Consider the following 18499-nt stretch of genomic DNA (forward strand, 5'->3'; position numbering starts at 1 on the left):
CCGGTCGAAGGGCACTGGCCGCCGGCACGGGGAAACGGGCTCGCGCGCCGTGACGAGTTCGCCGGAGGGAAAGTCGCCCTCGCCCCGTCTCGGCGGTTGTTACCGTCGGCACATGATGCAGGAATCAGGGAAAAGCTGGACATATGTACTTATGACGCCGGACGCACTGGTTACGGACTCCCTTTCATGGATCATGGAAAGACTACGTTCAGCCGACTTCGTTCCCGTCGCCGGAGCACTGCTCCGCGTTGACTCCGCAACCATGCTGAGCATCTACGACACTCCCCCGCGAAGGAACCAGCGGGCCCGGCCTCCGCGACGCGCGTTCGACCTGTGGTACGGGCTGGGCCCCGCATACGTTCTGCTGCTGCAATACGACAAACCTGACGCCTGTACTGCGCTGTTGAAGGTCAAGGGAGCGACGGATCCGAACGCCGCGCAGGCTGATTCGATTCGGTACGCCGGCGAGAACGTGCTCATGAATTTGGTCCACTGCCCGGACGACGAAATCTCGGCGATCGATGAGCTCACCAAACTCCTGGGGGAGAGCCGCGCCGTCAATCTCCGGCAACTCGTCATCGCTCCCAGCGGTCGGGTTCAGTACTTGACGGTCGACACACTTGATGACGCACTGCCCGTACGCAGCGGCGGCACGGCGCTGTCTGTGCCGCTCATCGTCAACGGCATCCGGCTGCGTATCGCACAACACCTGGCCATCAGCGGGTTTTCGAGCGACAGTGCTCTTTCCCTCCTGGCGGAAGCCAGGTCGGCACTTCGTCGAGAGCGCGATGAGATGGCTCGGGCCGCCGTCGGCTCCGGGCGGTTCGATGTCGCGCGTGCTCACGCCGGACCGCTTCACGACCTCCTCCACCGTGTTGCCCGACAAGTGGGGGAGCCCGTATTGGGTGAGGCGCTTGTCGAGCTCTCCGCCTTCACGAGTTCGAAAGGCGATTGGGCTGCCACGAAAGAGGCCCTGAACGCCGGATCTGTCTACGTCTCTGAGGTGGAAAGCGCGGTCCTGGAGATGAGTACGTATCTATGACCCATGGCCGGGGACCGCTCGGTGGTCGGACTTCGGTCGGCTCGTCTCGGCCTCCAACCTGCTCGAAGTCGTCCGGACGCGGCCGGGTCCGACCCCTACCGGGGTCCGATTCTTACAAGACTGTCTGGTCACAGGGTGGGTAGCTTCGTTCGCATGGACATGATTTCCCGTGCCGAAAGGTACCTTCACCTGCATGGACGCCTGATCGATCGGCTGAGGTTCGAGGCCTTGTTCGCGGGTGGGTCCAAGGAGCGGGTGCTGGACGTGCTGAGCGGCTACCAGAACGCCGACGGCGGGTACGGCAACGCCCTGGAACCCGACCTCCGTGGTCCGGGCAGCCAGCCGGAGCCGGTTGAAGTGGCGTTCTGGATCCTGGACGAGCTCGACGCCTTCACCGGTCCCCGGGTGAAGGCCGCCTGCGACTATCTGCTCGGCGTCACCGCCGCCGACGGGGGTGTTCCGTTCGTACTGCCCAGTGTGCGCGACACCCCTCGGGCGCCTTGGTGGGAGACCGACGACGACCCGCCGGGCAACCTCGTCCCGACCGCCTCGATCGCCGGGCTTCTGCACAAGCACGGGATCGCGCATCCGTGGCTGGGCCCGGCGACCGAGTTCTGCTGGTCCCGCGTCGCCGCCATCGGGGAGACCACCCCCTACGAGGCGCGGGCGGTGATCACCTTTCTCGACCTGGTGCCCGATCGGGCGCGGGCGGAGGCGGAGTTCGCGCGGCTGCGGGAGGCGATCCTGGCGACGGTCGAGTTCGACCCGGACGCGGGCGGGGAGGCCCACTCCCCGCTGGACTTCGCCCCGGAGCCGCTCCGGCTGCCGCTGTTCGAGTCCCGGATGCTGGAGCGGCACCTCGACGCGCTGGTGGCCGAGCAGTCGGCGGAGGGCGGCTGGGCCGGGAACTGGCCGATGTGGACGCCGCTGGTGGCGCACGAGTGGGGTGGCTACGTCACCGTGGCCAGGCTTAAGACCCTGCGCGCCTACGGCAGGCCGGCCTGACGGTCACCGTCGGTGAGATTGTGTCGGTGCGGGCGCATACCGTGGAGGCATGTACGCGGAATGGGCCCCCACACCGGAGCTGACCGGCCGGGTCACGTGTTTCTGGCGTCTGGTCGCCGAGGCCGCCGGCACCCAGCTCGTGGTGCCCGACGCGTGCGTCGATCTCATCTGGGGTCCGAACGGACCGTTCGTCGCCGGCCCCGACACCGGCCCGGCCTACACTCCGACGGCCACGGGGGACACCTTCGTCGGCATCCGCTTCAAGCCGGGATCCGTCGGCGGGCTTTTCGGCGTCCCGCTGTCCGAACTGCGGGACCTGCGCGTCCCCGTCACCGACCTCGACGCGTTGTCGGTGCCCGACGAGCCGTCCGGCGGCAGGCTGGGTGCTCTGCGGTCCGTCGTCACGGCCCGCCTGCGCCGGACCTCGCCGCCCGACAGGTCGGCCCCCGCCGTCGCGGCGGCGCTCCGGGGCGGTCGAAGCGTGGCCGAGGTGGCGTGGGAGCTCGGATTGAGCGAGCGCCAGCTCCACCGGCGTAGCGTGGCCGCGTTCGGTTACGCGCCCAAGACCCTGCAGCGCGTCGTCCGTTTCCAGCGAGCCCTGCGGCTGGCCCGTACCGGCATGCCGCCGGCCGAGGTGGCGACCGCGGCGGGCTACTTCGATCAGGCGCACCTGTCCCACGACGTCAAGCGACTGAGCGGCGTGCAGCTGCGCCACCTCGTCTAGCGACCCACCGTGAGCCGTACGGACGCGTCCGTACCTGGCGATCGGCGCTACGTAGGGTCACCGAGGTCAAATGAGGGATCGCTGGACGGGGTGTTCAGTCGCCGGGGAACGCGCGGTGGTCGTGCGGGACGAAGGGCGGTCATTCGGGAGGTCGGCGGAAGGCCAGGGCGAGGGAGCGGAGGGCGAGGGTGAAGCCGACCAGGAGGAGGGTCCAGCCGATGAAGGTGTAGAGGCGGACGTGGGGGGCGATCCACGGACCGGCTTCGGTGGTCATCAGGAGGATGGCGGCGATCACGGCGGTGGCGGCCATGATGGCGACGATCACCTGCTGGACGAGGCCGCTGAGGAATCGGCGGTCCCGGGGGTCGGCCAGGGGGCGGATGTTGACCGAGAGGCGGCCCTGCTCCAGATCCTCGGTGATCTTCCCGATTCGGCGGGGGAGGCGCTGAAGGAGGGGAAGGAAGGCGACGAGCCTGCTCTCCAGGTCGGCGCGGACCGCTTCGGGGGCGGTGGCCTCCGCCATCAGCGCGCGGCCGTGCTCGCGGGCGAGGGAGACGACGTCCAGACCGGGGCTGATCAGGGCGAGGGTGCCGTCGAGGGCGGCCAGCGCCCGGAATGCGGCGGCGATCTGCGGGGGGATCGCGAACCGGTGCTCGTTGATCAGCGCGAACAGGGCGGCGAACATGCTTCCGCTGCCGGTACGGGCGAAGCCGGATCGATAGCGGAGCATGAGCAGGCCGAGGGCGCGCTCCAAGTCGCGTTCGGCCAGGCCCTCGGGCCGGTCCAGCATCTCGATGAGGGCGTCGGTCGCCGCGATCGCGTCGTCTTTGTCGACGGCGAGCAGCAGCATGCCGAGCGCGGTGCGGGTGGCCTCGTCGAGGCGGCCCACCGAACCGAAGTCCAGCAAGGCCAGGCCCCCGCCGGGGGTGATGAAGACGTTGCCGGGGTGAAGGTCGGCGTGGAAGACGCCACTGAGGACGATCTGGTCGAGTACCTCGTTGAGCAGGGTCCGCGCGATCCGCAGCCGCTCCTCCGCGCTGAAGCCGTTCAGGACGTCGGCCGCGTCGCCCACCGGGACGCCGTCGATCCGTTCCATGACCAGGAGCGTGCTGCCGGAGTACTCCTCGTAGGCCTTGGGGACCTGGATTCCCCCGCGCTGGGCCGCGGCGACGCTCCGCATGTTGTCCAGTTCGACCGAGTAGTCGAGTTCCTCGTGCAGGGAGGCCGCGAACCCCTCGGCGAGCCGGGAGACGCGCAGGGACCTGCCCCACGGGGTCACCCGCTCCAGCCGGTGCGCCAACCGGAGAATGATCTCCAGATCCGCGGTGACCTGCTTGCGGGCTCCGGGTCGCTGGACCTTGACCACGACGTCCCGGCCGTCGAGCAGATAGGCGCGGTGTACCTGGGCGACCGACGCCGAGGCGAGCGGCTTGGGGTCGACGGTGCGGAAGACCTGGCCGACGGGCCGGCCGAGCGCGGCGGCGATGGCCGGTTCGATCTGCGACCACGGCTCGGGCTCCGCGCGGGTCTGCAAGCTGGAAAGCTGGGCGATGAACTCCTGCGGGACCAGGTCGGGGCGGGTGGAGAGCATCTGGCCGAGTTTGACGAAGGTGACTCCGCCCGCGTTCAACGCGTCCCGGAGTGAGCGCGCGAGCTTGGAGGTGCTCTCGTAGCGGGTCGGCCACCGGCGTCCGCGCAGGTATCCGCCGAGTCCGTGCTTGACGGCGATCGCCGTGACCTGGGTGTAGCGCCTGGCGCGTCGCCGCCGGGCCTTCCAGCCGGTGAACAGGGTCTTCACGGGTGGCAGGGTGCCGGTCGGCGCGATGACCTCCAGCGCGACCAGGGCTGCGACGCCGAGCACGAAGACCCAGGCGGCGGCGAGGACCAGGAAGGCCAGCCCGGTGCCGAGCGGCACGATGAGCCGGGTGCCTCGGACCAGGCCTGCGAGGTTCGCGAGGTACACCCAGATGGACCCCAGCGCCGTGATCATTATCAGCCCGGTCAGGATGGTTCGGGGCCACCCCACCGGGATCCCCAGAATGCGCCGGGTCATCAGCGCGACCAGTGTGGCCAAGGCGAGCGTGCCGAGGACGGCTGTCAGTTCCCCCACGTCGGCTCCGCTCCTCAGCGTCCGCCGGTCTGGTCCGGCCGATCGTCCGGTGGTGGACCCGGTGCGGCCGAGGCCTCTTGGGCCGCGTCCGGTTCGACGTCGGAGTCGCCGCCCTGCGGAGCGGTTTTCCGCAGGGCGTCCAGAACCCGCCGCTCCTCTTGGTCGATCCAGCGCATCGTGGACTTGGTGAAGTGCTTGCCGTACCGGAACAGCAGCTCGGGGGCGCCCAGCGCGGCGGCCTGCTCCGCCTCCGGCAGCCGGTCACCCGGCAGCACCGCGTCGATCACGCTCTCGAACTGCGTGAAGATCTTCTTTCGTTCCTCAAGCAGTCGTCCGACGAGGTCCGGGCCGCTCTGGCCGGCGAAGAAGAGTTTCACGAGGTTCTCGTCTCTGATCTGGACCGGGGAGGAGATCGATTCCAGCCACCACCGCAGCGCGGCACCGCCTTCTTCGGTGATCTCCCAGCGCTGCCGGGAGCGGGGACCCTCGGCCTCGCCGACGGGCCTGATCAGGCCTTGCTCGGCGAGAAAGCGCAGCTGGGGGTAGAGCTGGCCGTTGCTGATGCCCCAGAACGCCTCCATCGACCGCTTCGCCGCACGGAGGATCTCGTATCCGCTCTGCGCCTTGAGGGAGAGGAAACCGAGAATCGCCCAAGCCGTAGGGGTCAGTTCCACCTGGGGCGGTCTGTTCGAAGCGTCATCGGGGCCCGTCACCATGACCCCACCTTAATACATCTGGCAGACATATTCTTAGATTGACGTCTATGTAGCTGAACTGGGGAAATGTCGCTGACGTTGGGATTTAGGTGAGCTGACTGGTTTGACCGCCAAACACTCTCCGTACTGCTATGTCTGCCCGACTTATCAGTCGGAAGGTGTCGTAGGTTCGTGAAAGCCGGGAGATGACTCTGGGGAGTTCTGCCGGCGGCAGGACTGGGCGCGACGATGTTCGCCGCCCTGCCGGACCCCGAGGAGCGGCCCGCGGGCACCCGATCCGGGAGGAGACCCGGGCGCGGTTGGGGTTCTACGCTCACGTGAAGTGAAGGCGGAGGAGCGGCGCATGTGGGTGCATCTGGAGACGGAGCGGTTGCTGTTGCGGCGGTTCACCGAGGCGGACGAGGACGATCTGGTGGCGTTGGACGGGGATCCGGAGGTCACCCGGTTCATCAACGGGGGGAAGTCCACGTCACGCGAGGACGCGCGGAGCAGGATCGCCCGGTGGCTCGGTCAGTACGAGGAGCGGGACGGGTTCGGGTTCTGGGCGGCGGTGGAACGGGGGTCGGGGCGGTTCCTGGGCTGGTTCGAGTTCCGGCCGCCGGGGGGTGAGCCGCCGCCGGGAGAGGTCGAACTGGGTTACCGGCTGCGCCGCGAGGTGTGGGGCCGGGGGCATGCCACCGAGGGAGCCCGGGCATTGATCCGAAAGGGCTTCACCGAGCTCGGGGTGGAGCGGGTGATCGCCCACACGATGGCGGTCAACCTCGCCTCCCGCCGGGTGATGGAGAAGTCCGGCCTGGTGTTCGTACGGGCGTTCCACCAGGACTGGCCGGAGACGATCGAGGGCTCCGAGCACGGCGACGTCGAGTACGCGCTGACCAGGGCCGAGTGGGAGGCACATCCCGAGCCGAGGTGACCGGTGTGGTGTTGATCTGGACAGGCGTCCGCCCTGGCGGGTCGGCCTTGGACGGACGCCGGTGCCCGGGGCGGCTCGTCGCCTGGCGGGTGAGGTCGCCGTGCGGCCTTGACTCCGGGGGGGTGGATAAAGGCCGAACGGCGACCTCGGTTCAGGGGAGCCGGTCGGAAATCAGCCGGCGTTGAACACCAGGATCCGACTGTGCTTGTTTTCAGCCAGGCGGGCAGGTGAAGCGCAGCTCATTTGAGATCTTGGTGCGGTAATCCGGCACAAAGCCCCTGATGACGGTTCGCCAGCTATGCGTACCCTCCCCGTAGCAGCCGTACTGAACATAGTGGTCGGAACCGCGGGACACGGTACGGGTTGAGACGTCTATCCAGCGAATGCCGCTCCGGCGCTGAACTGAGATCGAGCCGTAGCTGTCCGACGGGCAGGAGGAGTGAATGCTGCCGTAGCCGATGACCACAGCGCGGCGTCTGGTGGTGAGGCCGATGTGGACATCGCAGGAGGCGGCCGCGGACGCCGCCTGGGCGGAACCCGCACCACCGACTGCGGACGTCGCCTGGGCGGAACCCGCGCCGCCGGCCACCAGCAGCCCTGCCGTCAGGGTGGCCGCGGCCAGTGACGCTGAGATGCCTTTTGTCTTCATGCTTGTTGCCCCCATATCCATGGTTGACATCGGATGAGCCCCCCCGTAATCACAATGAGGATTTTCGGGCAGTCCTACATTCGCCGGGCTTCGCCGTCGGATCTGTCTGGGCGGTCTGGACAATCGAGGGGCCGTGACCGCCGTATCCCGGCGGGTCATGTGGGAATCGTCGTGCGATGCACGATCGCCGTGCGCCCCCGACAGACAAGGGGGTCACACGGCGATCGCGGTCCGAGGACAGGCCGACTACGCGCTAGCAGGAGACGCGGATCCGATTCGAGATCTTGGAGCGGTACCCCTCCGGCAGGAGACCCCTGACGACGGTTTGCCAGGACTGCGTGCCCGAACCGCGGCAGTCGTACTGGATGGTGTTATTGCCACCGGGCCTTATGGAGTAGCTTGCGACGATCAGCCAGCGGAGGCCCGTCCACCGCTCGATTGAGACCGAGCCCCTGGTGTCCGACGGGCAGGAGGAAGCGATGCTGCCGCTGCCGTTGATCAGGTAGCCGCTCTTGTAGGTGTTGCCGATGTGCACTTCACAGGAGGCGGTCGTCGCCGTGGACTCGGCCGCGGCGGATCCCGCACCACCGGCCACCAGCATTCCAGCCGCCATGGTCACAGCGGCTAGCGATGCAGAAATGCGCTTCATTCTCATGGTGCTTCCCCCATACATATTGTTCGGCGTTCGTCCCGTTCAGCCCCGTCGAAACGAACACCATGAGGGTCTCCGGCGACTGTATATTTTCGGTATATATCCGGATTTTTCGCACGTTCCATGGCGCCGATCGGTCGTGACCCGTTCCCTGTGGATGCAGGGGTTAAGGATGCGTATGGAGTCGGCGGTTCGGCGTCAAGATGGCGTATGGAAGCAGGGTTGGCCGCCCACCCTGTCCTGACAATGTGGACAAATCTCCTCACAGGAGGACTTAATGTCCACAGTGCTCAGCCCCGCCGCCCCCGCGGCCGAATCCTCGGGCACCGGTGACCGGCATCGGCTCACCGTCGTCGGAGGGCTGGCCGCGCTCTCCCTCGACGCCATGGCCTCGGTGGCGTACGGGCCCGAGGCCATCGTGCTCGTCCTGGCGCTGGCGGGCGGACTGGGGCTCGGGTTCACCCTTCCGGTCACCCTGACCATCGCGGCGCTCCTGGCCGTCCTGGTCTTCTCCTATCGGCAGGTCATCGCGGCCTTTCCGGAAGGCGGAGGCGCCTACGGGGTGGCCAAGGCCTACCTGGGCCGCCGGGCCGCGCTGACCGCCGGAGCCTCGCTCATCATCGACTACGTGCTCAACGTGGCGGTCTCGGTGGCCGCCGGGGTGGCCGCGCTGACCTCGGCGATTCCGGAGCTGCTGCCGTACACGGTCTGGATCTGCCTGGCGGTGCTCGGGCTGATCACCGCGGTCAACCTCAAGGGCATCGCGCACAGCGCGCACGTCTTCATCGCCCCCACCGCGATCTATGTCGGCTCGATCGTCCTGGTGATCGTCGCGGGGCTGGTCCGCGGGGAGCCCGCGACGGTCTCCCCGGAGCACGCGGCGCAGAGCCTGGAGACCGTCGGGGTGCTCCTGCTGCTGAAGGCGTTCGCCAACGGGTGCGCCTCGCTGACCGGGGTGGAGGCCATCGCCAACGCGGTGCCCTCGTTCAAACGGCCGAGGATCGTACGGGCGCAGCGCGCCGAACTCGCCCTGGGCGGGCTGCTGGCGGTCATGCTGATCGGCATCGCGGCGCTGATCGAGAAGTTCTCGATCGCCCCGGTCGAGGGGGTGACCGTGCTCGCCCAGGTCACCCAGGCGGCGCTCGGCGACGGAGCGCTCTTCTACCTGGTGCAGTTCTCCACCGTGATCCTGCTCGCGCTCGCCGCCAACACCTCCTTCGGCGGTCTTCCGGTCCTTGCCCAGCTGCTGGCCAAGGACAACAACCTGCCGCATCTGTTCGCGCTCCGAGCCGACCGGCACGTCCACCGGTACGGGATCGCGTTCCTCACCGTGACCGGCGCGGTCCTGCTGATCGTCGCGGGCGGGGACATGAACCTGCTGGTGCCGCTCTTCGCGATCGGGGTGTTCGTCGGCTTCACCCTCTCCCAGTGGGGCATGGTCCGGCACTGGCGGACCCAGCGGCCGGCCGGCTGGCGCGGACGGGCCGCGCTCAACGGGTTCGGCGCGCTGCTGACGCTCGTCGCCGCCGTGGTGGTCACGGTCTCCAAGTTCACCGAGGGCGGCTGGCTGATCGTGGTCGCCCTGCCGCTGCTCGTCGCCGTGATGGAATGGGTCAACCGCTCCTACACCCGCATCGGCGACCGGCTGGAGCTCGGCGAGACCCCGGTCCCGCCGAGGCCGGGCCGCTCGCTGGTGGTCGTCCCGGTCAACTCGGTCAACCGGCTCACCCGGGACGCACTGGCCGCCGCCATGTCGCTGGGCGACCGGGTGGTGGCCGTCAACATCGCGCACGCCGAAGAGGAGGAGGCGGCGCGGACGTTCACGCGGGAGTGGGAGCGCTGGCATCCCGACGTCACGCTGGTGCAGCTCTACGACGCGCATCGACGCCTGGACACGCCGCTGCTCGAATACCTCAAGCGTGTCCCCGAGACCCACGTTTTCGTGCTGATCCCCGAGGTTGAGCCGGAGCACGCCTGGCAGCGGCTGCTGCAGAACCAGCGCGGCGCCGTACTCGCCCGGGCCCTACGCCGCGGCACCGACACCGTCGTCTGCCGCATGCGGTTCCGGGTCCGGGCGCAGGGCTGACCGGCCGCCGGGAACACAGGCGGATCAGTCTCCGGCTGTGTTCTACGTCAGGGGACCGGAGGGGGCGGCTGTGCAGGCCGGGTGACAGCGATGTGTGCTGGCGATGACAGGGCGTCTCGGCACGCTGCGGGCATGGACATCGTCAACACCCATCAGGCACATGCGTGGAACGGCTATGAAGGCAGGCACTGGGCCGATCGGCACGACAGGTACGACGCCATGGTCGGCGGCCTCAACGGGCCGCTGTTCGAAGGGGCGGTGATCGAGCGTGCGCATCGGGTCCTCGACATCGGGTGCGGCGCCGGCGCGACCACCCGGATCGCCGCGCGGTCGGCACCGGACGGGCACGCGTTCGGCGTCGACCTGTCGGAGCCGATGCTGGAGCGGGCGCGCCGGACCGCGGAGGCGGAAGGGCTCGGCAACGTCACCTTCGAACAGGGGGACGCGCAGGTCCATCCGTTTCCGGAGGCACACTTCGACGTGGCCGTCAGCCGGGGCGGGATCATGTACTTCGCCGATCCGGTCGCCGCGTTCGGCAATATCGGCCGGGCGCTCAAGCCGGGCGGCAGGCTGGCCTTCGTGTGCGGCCGGGACTCCGGCGAGGACGAGGCCGCCCGGCTGTGGCAGGCCATGGCGCGGCACGTCCCCCTGCCCGACCCGGCGGAGGACGACGCGCCCGGACCGGTGAACTTCACCAATCGGGACCACATCGTCGAGGTGCTCACCAAGGCGGGTTTCACCCAGGTGACGGCCACGCCGTTCGAGACGGTCTCGGTGTTCGGCCGGGACGCGGAGGACGCCGCCGAGTTCGTCTTCGGCTGGGGGCCGGTGCGTCACTGGCTTCGCGACTCGGATCCGGCGGCCGTGGCGCGGGCCCGGGAGGCCGTCGTGGCGGCGCTTCGCCCGTTCGAGATCGACGGAGCGGTGAGGTTGACGGGACCCGTCTGGCGGTTTACGGCCCGCGTCGGCTGAGGTGGGTTTCGATCAGGGCGAGCGCGTCGGCGTGGCTGAGTCCCCGACCCCTGCCGTAGGCGGCCTCAAAGGCATGTTCGCCCAGTTCGGCGCGTAGCTCGGGGGCCGTCGCCGCCAGGTCGGAGTCGAGAGCCTCCAGCGTGCCGAGGAGAGCGTGCGCGGCGCCGAGAAGTTCGGCCGCGTCGGCCGGTCGGCGCTGCCGGGCGCGCAGCCGGGCCAGGTGGGCGGCGAGGGCCGCGGTGAGCCGGGCGTCGGACGCCGGGTCGAACACGCCGGCCAGATGCCGCTCCGCCGTCGTCAGGTCGTCGCCCGCCATGGCCAGCTCCGCCGCCGCGCATTCGAGGAGCACGCGGTACGGGGGGCCGGTGTGCGGGCCGGCGGCCTGCCGGGCAAGGTCGAGCTGCCGTGCCGACTCCGGCAGGTCGCCCGCGCGGCGGGCCAGGTCCGCGAGGGTGATCCTGGCGAAGACCAGCTGGTCCGCGCTGAGCGATTCGGTGCCGATCAGTTCGCGTAGCTCGGCCGACGCTCGGTCGGCGTCCCCCGCGCGGGCCCGGGCGTCGGCCGCCCACACGCGCTGCGGGACGGCCCGGTCGGACGGGTCGAGTTCACGCAGCAGGGCGACCGCCTCGTCCAGGTCGGCGACGGCGTCCTCGAACTCCCCGGCGGTGGTCCGCAGGTCGGCCAGCGATGTGAGGGACCACGCCAGGCCGCACCGTTCCCCGATGGCCCTGAACCCCGACACGGCGCCGTGCAGGTCGCGGCGCATGGCCTCGAGGTCGCCCGCGTCGCCGTACAGCGTGGCCCGCAGCAACCGTGCCAGGGAGCGTGTCCAGGGGTCGGGGTGCGACAGCCGTGACTCGACGACCGCGACCGCCGAGGGGTCGCCGGTGACCAGGGTGACGACGGGCTCGACCAACGCCACCGTCGGATGCCTCGCGTCGAGGTGCGGAAGCAGCCGCCGGACCCGGTCCGCTCCGGTTCCCGTGGCCAGCAGGTGCAGGGCGCAGGTGACGGCCTCGGCTTCGAGCGGGGCCGGACCGGGGAGATCCAGGGTCCGTCGTGTCCAGGTGGCCAGGGTGTGGTGGTCGCCGCGGACCAGCCAGTACGTGCCGAGCGCCGCGCACAGCCGGTGGGCGGTGGCCGTGTCCCCGGACTCGCAGGCGAAGCGCAGGGCGCCCAGCAGGTTGTCGCGTTCGGCGGTCAGCCGGGCGATCCAGGGCAGCTGGCCCGCGCCGCGCAGTTCCGGTTCGGCGCGTTCGGCGAGGCCGGTGTAGTAGGCGGTGTGGGCGGCCCGGACCCGGGTGAGCTCCCCGTCGCGTACCAGTTCGTCCAGGCCGTACGCGCGGATCGTCTCCAGCATGCGGTAGCGCTCGCCGTCGAAGCCCAGCAGCGACTTGTCGGCCAGTGAGGTCAGCTGGTCGACGGTCGTCGCCGCCACCGCCTCGGCGCTCTCCACGGTGATGTCGCCGGGGAACGCGGCCAGTCGCCGCGCGAGCAGGCGTTCGCCGTCGTCGAGGAGGTCCCAGCTCCAGGCGACGACCGCGCGCAGCGTCCGATGCCGGGGTTCGGCGGCGCGGTCGCCGCGGGCCAGCAGCGTGAACCGGTCGCCGAGGCGGGCCGCCAGCTCGTCGAGGGGAAGGGAACGCAGCCGGGCGGCGGCCAGCTCGATCGCGAGCGGGAGTCCGTCGAGCCGCCGGCACACGTCTTCGACGAGACGGGGGTCCAGGGTGAGGCCGGACCGTACGGCCACCGCCCGGTCGGCGAACAGGCGCGCCGCGAACCCGGGGGCGAGCGGGGGCACCGCATAAACCGTCTCGCCCGTGACGCCGAGCGGCTCGCGGCCGGTGGCCAGGACACGCAGGCCCGGGCAGCGGCCGAGCAGCTCCACGGCGAGGCGGGCCGCCGCGTCGCCCACATGCTCGCAGTTGTCCAGGACGAGCAGCGCGTCGCCGAGACGTTCCAGGGTCTGCGCCAGGCGCTCCACCGGGGCGCCCGGATTCTCCGGCAGGCCCGGCCCGCGGACGCCGAGCGCGGCGGCCGCGGCGTGGGCGACCGCCTCCGGGCCGGACACCGGCGCCAGCTCCACCAGCCACGCCGTGTCGGCGCCGTCCGCCGCCACGGCGGTCGCCAGCCGGGTCTTGCCCACGCCGCCGGGACCCACCAGGGTCACCAGGCGGTTCGCCGCCATCAGGCCATGGACGCGGGCCCGCTCCTCGTCCCGGCCGATCAGCCCGGTGAGCGGCGGGCGCAGGTTGCCGCGCGGTCGCGCCGCGGTGGTTTCGCCGCGCAGGACGGCCAGATGCGCTTTGCGGAGCTCGGGGCCGGGCTCGGCGCCGAGTTCGTCGGCGAGGAACGCGCGGAACTCGGCGTAGGCGGCCAGCGCCTCGGCCTGGCGTCCCTCGGCGTGCAGGGCCAGGATGAGCAGGTTGCGGATGCGTTCCCGGAACGGATGCCGTGACGCCAGCTCGGCCAGCGTGGCGACCAGGCCGTCCGATCGGTCGGCGGCCAGCGCGGCCTCCGCGTGGTCCTCCCGGGCGGTGAGGCGCAGTTCCGCCAGGCGCCGGCGTGCCGCGTCGGGGGCCTCCTCCGGGATCTCTCCCCGCCACAGCCGGAGACCTTCACCCAGCAGGTGGAGCGCGGCCGACGGTTCTCCGTCCCGCAGGGCGCGGCGTCCCGCGCCGGCGAGGCGTTCGAACCGCCGCGCATCCACCGCGTCGGCGGGCAGGTCGAGGAGGTAGCCGCCCGGCGCCGACAGCAGCCGGGGCGCCGGCAGCGCGCGGCGGAGCCGCGCCACCAGCGACTGCAGCGCGTTCCCCCAGTCGCCGGGCCCGCCGTCCGGCCATACGGCGTCCGCCAGCGTGTCGGCGGGGACGGTACGGCCCGGGTCCAGCGCGAGCCTGATGAGCAGCGTACGCAGGCGGACGCCGCCGATATCCGTCTTCTCGCCGCCCGCCACGACTTCCAGCGGACCGAGGATCCCCACCCGCACGGCTTCAACGTAGTGATTTCGGCGCGGCCGGATCAAATCCGCCGCCGCCGGTCCCCGCGGGGGGCCGGCGGCCGTCTCGCCAGTCCGTCCGAGACGGCCGCCGGTGTCTTGAACGGGCTCGACGCCCGGTGTGGCCGACGGTCAGCAGGTGACGCGCAGTGGGCCGGAGGTGCTGATCACCACGGTGCCGTCGATGTTCAGTGACAGGTGGCTTCGCCAGGACTGCAGGCCCGATCCGGAGCAGTCGTGGTCCACGGTGGTGGGGGACCCGATGGTGATCGGCTTGCTCTTGACATTGATCCAGGCACCGCCTAGCAGGCGCTGAATCGCGAGCGTGCCCGTGGCCGTGCAGTTCGCGACGGTGACGGAAGTGCGGATCGTCGTGCCGATTTTGGCGATGGCGGGATGTGAGGCGACTGAGCAGGAGGCGGCCGTGGGTGCCGCCTCGGCGGCGGCTCCGCCTGCCACCAGGATTCCCACCGCCATGGTGACCGCGGCCAGGGATGCTGAGACACGTTTGTTTCTCATGGTGTTGCCCCCGTACGTGTGGTCGAGCCGTGCAATGCCGATGATCGGCTTGCCGGACACCATGAGGATTGGGGACGGCCGTATATTCGCCGTATATTCGGCTGCTCAAGTAAGCGTCCTGTTTGCTTCCGGGCGGCGGAGCGCGAGGTCGGGAAGGCCGCCGGGGTGTGGCCGACGTCGACGCCCGGCGGGACGAGGGCGTCGATCGCGTCCAGGACGCCGGGCGGGAGTCGCGCGGCCCCAGGTGGCCGGTGAGCCGGCCCAGGGTGCGCGGGGCACAGGCCCCTGACGATGGGCCAACCCTTTAGGTTAGGCTTGCCTAATTCAGAAGTGCGCCGTGTGCGCGGCAGACCGGAGGAACGCGAGTGCCCACCCTCGGCCGTGACATCTTGTGGCGAGCGATCGGCGGACAGTGGCGGCACTCGGTCCGCGGGTCCGTGCTCGCCGCCGGACACCAGGCCGGGGAAGCCCTGGTCCCCGTGGTCATCGGCCTCGTCATCGACGAGGCCGTCTCCCGGGAGGACCCCGGCGCGCTCATCCGGTGGATCGTCGTGCTCGGCGTGGTCTTCGCCGTGCTCTCCGTCAGCTGGCGGTTCTCGGCCCGCGCCGCCGAGCGGGCCTCCCAGCAGGCCGCGCACCGGCTGCGGACGGAGCTGACCGAGCGGGTCCTCGCCCCCCGGGGCGGCGCCGAGGCGGGCCGGCTGCCGGGTGAGCTGGTCAACGTCGCGACCGAGGACGCCCGGCGGGTCGGCGCCGTCAACGTGGCCTTCTCCGCCGGGATCGCCGCGCTGGCCGGGCTGATCGTGGGCGGGGTGGCGCTGCTGCGCGTCTCGGTGCCGCTGGGCCTGCTCGTCCTGCTGGGAACCCCGCCGCTGCTGCTCCTGGCGCACCTGCTGGGCAAACCGCTGGAGCGGCGCAGTCACGTCGAGCAGGAACGCGCCGCGCACGCCTCGGGGGTGGCCGCCGACCTCGTCGCCGGGCTGCGGGTGCTCAAAGGCATCGGAGCGGAGGCCGCGGCGGTCGAGCGCTACCGCCGTACCAGCAGGGACTCCCTCACCGCCACCCTGCGGGCCGCCCGGGCCCAGTCCTGGCACGACGGCGGCATGCTCATGGTCACCGGGGTCTTCCTCGCGCTGGTGGCGCTGGTGGGCGGGCGGCTCGCGGTGGGCGGGGACATCAGCGTCGGCGAGCTGGTGGCGGCGGTCGGCCTGGCGCAGTACCTGGTGAACCCGCTCTCCGTCCTGTCCTGGGCCAACGGCGAGTTCGCGCAGGGCCGCGCCTCGGCCGCGCGCATCGCCGCCGTGCTCGCGACGCCACCCGCCGTCACCGGCGGCGCCGGCGGGCCGCCCGGCCCGGTCCAGGGCCGGATCCGGCTCCGGGAGGTCTCCCACGACGGGTTGCGCGGACTCGACCTCGACGTGGCGCCGGGCGAGCTGCTGGGGGTCGTGACGGCGGACCCCGCGGCCGCGGATTCGCTGCTCCGGCTGCTCGGCCGGTCCGCCGACCCCGCGTCGGGCACGGTCGAACTGGACGGGACGGCGCTGACCGCGCTCGACCCCGACGGGGTGCGCCGCGCCGTCGTCGTGGCCGAACACGACGCCGACCTCTTCGAGGGGAGCCTGCACGACAACGTCGCCGCCGCGGCCGCGAGCCCGGCCTCGGTCGAGACGGCCATGGCCGGCGCGGCGGCGGACGAGGTCGCCCACGCGCTGCCGCGGGGTGCCGCCACCGTCCTCACCGAGCAGGGGCGATCCCTGTCGGGTGGGCAGCGGCAACGGGTGGCGCTCGCCCGCGCGCTGGCCGCCGCCCCACCGGTCCTGGTCCTGTGTGATCCGACCACCGCGGTGGACGCGGCCACCGAGGCCCGGATCGCCTCCGGGATCCGCCGGACCCGGGCCGGGCGGACGACGATCGTGGTGGCGACGAGCCCCGCGCTGCTCGCGGCGACCGACCGGGTGGTGTTCATGGAGGGTGGGACCGTGGCCGCGGAGGGCACGCACGCCGACCTCGTCCGCGACAGCCCGGCCTACCGGGCCGCGGTGCTGACCTGATCACCGTGGCATCCGATCCGCAGGCAATCCCAGCGAAGGACAGGGGAGCGATGAGCCGCACCGAGGAACCTCAGGCCGTCGAACGCGAGCGGCTCGCCGTCGCGAGCCCCGCGCAGGTCCGGGCGGCGGTTCGCGCGCTGGCGCGGCCCCACCTGGGCACGGCGCTGTCCGGTCTGGCGGTCCTGACCGTCGCGACCGGGGCCGGGCTGCTCACCGCCCCCGTACTCGGCCACATCATCGACCTGGTCACGCAGGGCCGGGCGGCCGACGCGATCACCTTCCCGGTCGTCTGGCTGATCGTCATCGCGGTGGTGCAGGGGACGCTGACCGCGCTCGGCACCACCCTCGTCGCCCGGCTGGGGGAGAGCATGCTCGCCACCCTGCGGGAACTCTTCGTGGAGCGGGTGCTGCGGCTTCCCCTCGGCCGGATCGAGCGGGCCGGCTCCGGCGACCTGACCTCCCGGGTGACGGGCGACGTCTCGGCGATCACCAATGTGCTCCGCGACGCGCTGCCCGCGCTGGCGCGCTCGGTGCTGACGATCGGGCTCACCCTGGTCGGCCTGGCCGTGCTGGACTGGCGGTTCGCCCTCGTCGCCCTGGTCGCCGTGCCGATCCAGGTGTACACCGTGCGCTGGTACCTGGGCCGTGCGGTCCCGCTGTACGCGGCCCAGCGGGTCGCGGTCGGCGACCAGCAGCAGCAACTGCTCGGCACGGTCGGCGGCGCGGCCACCGTACGGGCGCTGCGGCTCGGGGAGACGCATGTCCGGCTCGTCGGGAGCCGCTCCCAGGCGGCGGTGGACCTGGCGCTGCGCGGGATCCGGCTGATGACGCGGTTCTACTCCCGGCTCAACCTCGCCGAGTACGTCGGGTTGTCGGCGGTGCTGATCACCGGGTTTCTGCTGGTCCGGAGCGGACAGGTCAGCATCGGTACGGCCGGGGCCGCCGCGCTCTACTTCCACAACCTGTTCACGCCGATCAACATCCTGCTCGGCCTGCTCGACGACGCGCAGGTCGCCGCCGCGGGGCTGGCCCGCCTGGCCGGGGTGGCGTACGGCGAGCGGGCCCCCAAGACCGTGACGCGACCGGCGATTCCCCCCGGCCCCCCGGTCCGCCTCAGCGGTCTCGGATACGCCTACCAGCCCGGTCACCCGGTGCTGCACGACGTGAACCTCGACCTGGCGCCCGGCGAACGGGTCGCCCTGGTCGGGACGAGCGGCGCGGGCAAGACCACGCTCGGCAAGCTGCTGGCGGGGGTGCACCGGCCCGGCCTCGGGTCGATCACGATCGGCGGGACGAGCCTGCCGGAACCGGGGGAGGTCGCCGCGGACCGTATGGTCGCGCTGGTCACCCAGGAGGTGCACGTCTTCGCCGGCCCGCTCGCCGACGACCTGCGACTCGCCCGGCCGGAGGCGACCGAGGCGGAGCTGTGCGCGGCCCTGGACCGGGTCGGCGCGCTCACCTGGGCGCGGGCGCTCCCGCAGGGGCTTGCGACCGTGGTCGGCGAGCACGGCCACCGGCTCTCCCCGGCTCAGGCCCAGCAGCTGGCGCTGGCCCGGCTCGTCCTGGCGGATCCGCCGGTGGTGGTGCTGGACGAGGCGACGGCGGAGGCGGGCAGCGCCGGGGCGCGGCTGCTGGAGGCGGCGGCGCTGGCGGCGACGGAGGGCCGGACCGCGCTCATCGTCGCGCACCGGCTCACCCAGGCCGCGTCCGCCGACCGCGTGGTGGTGCTCGACCGGGGGAAGGTCACCGAGTCCGGCCCGCACGAGGAGCTGGTGCGGGCCGGAGCCGGTTACGCGGCGCTGTGGGAGGCGTGGTCGGACAAGCGGCTTCAGCCGGACGTCTGATCCATCGCCTCGGCGAGGCTCCGGGGACGCAGGTCGGTCCAGTGCTCCTCCACGTACGCCAGGCAGGCCTCCCGGGATTCCTCGCCGTACACGGTCTCCCAGCCGGGGGGCACCTCGGCGAAGGTCGGCCAGAGCGAGTGCTGGCCTTCACGGTTGACGAGGACGAGGAAACGGCCTTCGGGGTCCTCGAACGGGTTGGTGCTCACGGATCGTCTCTC

At 71.4% G+C, this 18499-nt stretch carries 15 protein-coding genes; 8 read left to right on the forward strand and 7 right to left on the reverse strand.

Features of this window, described 5'->3' with window-relative positions; all coding sequences use genetic code 11:
- Positions 1-112 precede the first annotated feature (112 nt).
- The 3 genes from RUR_RS24820 to RUR_RS24830 all read left to right on the forward strand — a co-directional run bounded on the left by RUR_RS24820 (position 113) and on the right by RUR_RS24830 (position 2771).
- Positions 113-1042: a nucleoside-diphosphate kinase gene (locus RUR_RS24820; RefSeq protein WP_283137581.1), complete on the forward strand. Its 930-nt coding sequence runs from the start codon at positions 113-115 to the stop codon at positions 1040-1042.
- 153 nt (positions 1043-1195) lie between these two features.
- Positions 1196-2047, forward strand: a complete 852-nt coding sequence (locus tag RUR_RS24825) for a hypothetical protein (protein ID WP_283137582.1) — start codon at positions 1196-1198, stop codon at positions 2045-2047.
- 49 nt (positions 2048-2096) lie between these two features.
- Complete coding sequence (locus RUR_RS24830; protein ID WP_283137583.1) at positions 2097-2771, forward strand: helix-turn-helix transcriptional regulator; 675 nt, start codon at positions 2097-2099, stop codon at positions 2769-2771.
- Positions 2772-2910: 139 nt separating this feature from the next.
- On the opposite strand, the gene RUR_RS24835 is transcribed toward RUR_RS24830, so the two are convergent.
- Both RUR_RS24835 and RUR_RS24840 read right to left on the reverse strand, forming a co-directional pair.
- The gene (locus tag RUR_RS24835) at positions 2911-4881 is read right to left on the reverse strand and encodes an ABC1 kinase family protein (protein ID WP_283137584.1); all 1971 of its coding nucleotides are present in this window, start codon (positions 4879-4881) and stop codon (positions 2911-2913) included.
- Positions 4882-4895: 14 nt separating this feature from the next.
- Positions 4896-5555 carry a PadR family transcriptional regulator gene (locus tag RUR_RS24840; RefSeq protein WP_283137585.1) on the reverse strand — a complete coding sequence of 220 codons (660 nt, stop codon included), beginning with the start codon at positions 5553-5555 and terminating at the stop codon, positions 4896-4898.
- Positions 5556-5940: 385 nt separating this feature from the next.
- Between RUR_RS24840 and RUR_RS24845 the strand changes: the two genes are divergently transcribed.
- On the forward strand, positions 5941-6510 hold the full coding sequence (locus RUR_RS24845) for a GNAT family N-acetyltransferase (RefSeq protein ID WP_283137586.1): 570 nt from the start codon (positions 5941-5943) through the stop codon (positions 6508-6510).
- Positions 6511-6721: 211 nt separating this feature from the next.
- On the opposite strand, the gene RUR_RS24850 is transcribed toward RUR_RS24845, so the two are convergent.
- Positions 6722-7159 carry a hypothetical protein gene (locus RUR_RS24850; RefSeq protein ID WP_283137587.1) on the reverse strand — a complete coding sequence of 146 codons (438 nt, stop codon included), beginning with the start codon at positions 7157-7159 and terminating at the stop codon, positions 6722-6724.
- Positions 7160-7412: 253 nt separating this feature from the next.
- Entirely contained in the window at positions 7413-7772 is a 360-nt protein-coding gene (locus RUR_RS24855) for a hypothetical protein (RefSeq protein WP_283137588.1), read from the reverse strand.
- A gap of 316 nt (positions 7773-8088) precedes the next feature.
- Between RUR_RS24855 and RUR_RS24860 the strand changes: the two genes are divergently transcribed.
- Together RUR_RS24860 and RUR_RS24865 are read left to right on the forward strand one after the other, a co-directional pair.
- Positions 8089-9897 (forward strand): APC family permease, encoded by a 1809-nt coding sequence (locus RUR_RS24860; protein WP_283137589.1) that lies wholly within the window; start codon positions 8089-8091, stop codon positions 9895-9897.
- A gap of 132 nt (positions 9898-10029) precedes the next feature.
- The gene (locus RUR_RS24865) at positions 10030-10869 is read left to right on the forward strand and encodes a class I SAM-dependent methyltransferase (RefSeq protein ID WP_283137590.1); all 840 of its coding nucleotides are present in this window, start codon (positions 10030-10032) and stop codon (positions 10867-10869) included.
- Here RUR_RS24865 and RUR_RS24870 read toward each other — a convergent pair.
- A complete protein-coding gene (locus RUR_RS24870; RefSeq protein ID WP_283137591.1) occupies positions 10850-13858 on the reverse strand; it encodes an AfsR/SARP family transcriptional regulator in 3009 nt (1002 codons plus the stop codon). The genes RUR_RS24865 and RUR_RS24870 overlap by 20 nt on opposite strands.
- Before the next feature lie 141 nt (positions 13859-13999).
- Complete coding sequence (locus RUR_RS24875; protein ID WP_283137592.1) at positions 14000-14449, reverse strand: hypothetical protein; 450 nt, start codon at positions 14447-14449, stop codon at positions 14000-14002.
- A gap of 302 nt (positions 14450-14751) precedes the next feature.
- Here RUR_RS24875 and RUR_RS24880 point away from each other — a divergent pair, with 302 nt between their 5' ends.
- Positions 14752-16437, forward strand: a complete 1686-nt coding sequence (locus tag RUR_RS24880; protein ID WP_283137593.1) for an ABC transporter ATP-binding protein — start codon at positions 14752-14754, stop codon at positions 16435-16437.
- Between the two features lie 50 nt (positions 16438-16487).
- Positions 16488-18281: an ABC transporter ATP-binding protein gene (locus tag RUR_RS24885; protein WP_283137594.1), complete on the forward strand. Its 1794-nt coding sequence runs from the start codon at positions 16488-16490 to the stop codon at positions 18279-18281.
- On the opposite strand, the gene RUR_RS24890 is transcribed toward RUR_RS24885, so the two are convergent.
- Complete coding sequence (locus RUR_RS24890) at positions 18266-18487, reverse strand: MbtH family protein (protein WP_283137595.1); 222 nt, start codon at positions 18485-18487, stop codon at positions 18266-18268. The two genes, RUR_RS24885 and RUR_RS24890, sit on opposite strands and share 16 nt — an antisense overlap.
- Positions 18488-18499 lie beyond the last annotated feature (12 nt).

The sequence above is a fragment of the Rhizohabitans arisaemae genome (assembly GCF_025996515.1).
Lineage (GTDB): Bacteria > Actinomycetota > Actinomycetes > Streptosporangiales > Streptosporangiaceae > Rhizohabitans > Rhizohabitans arisaemae.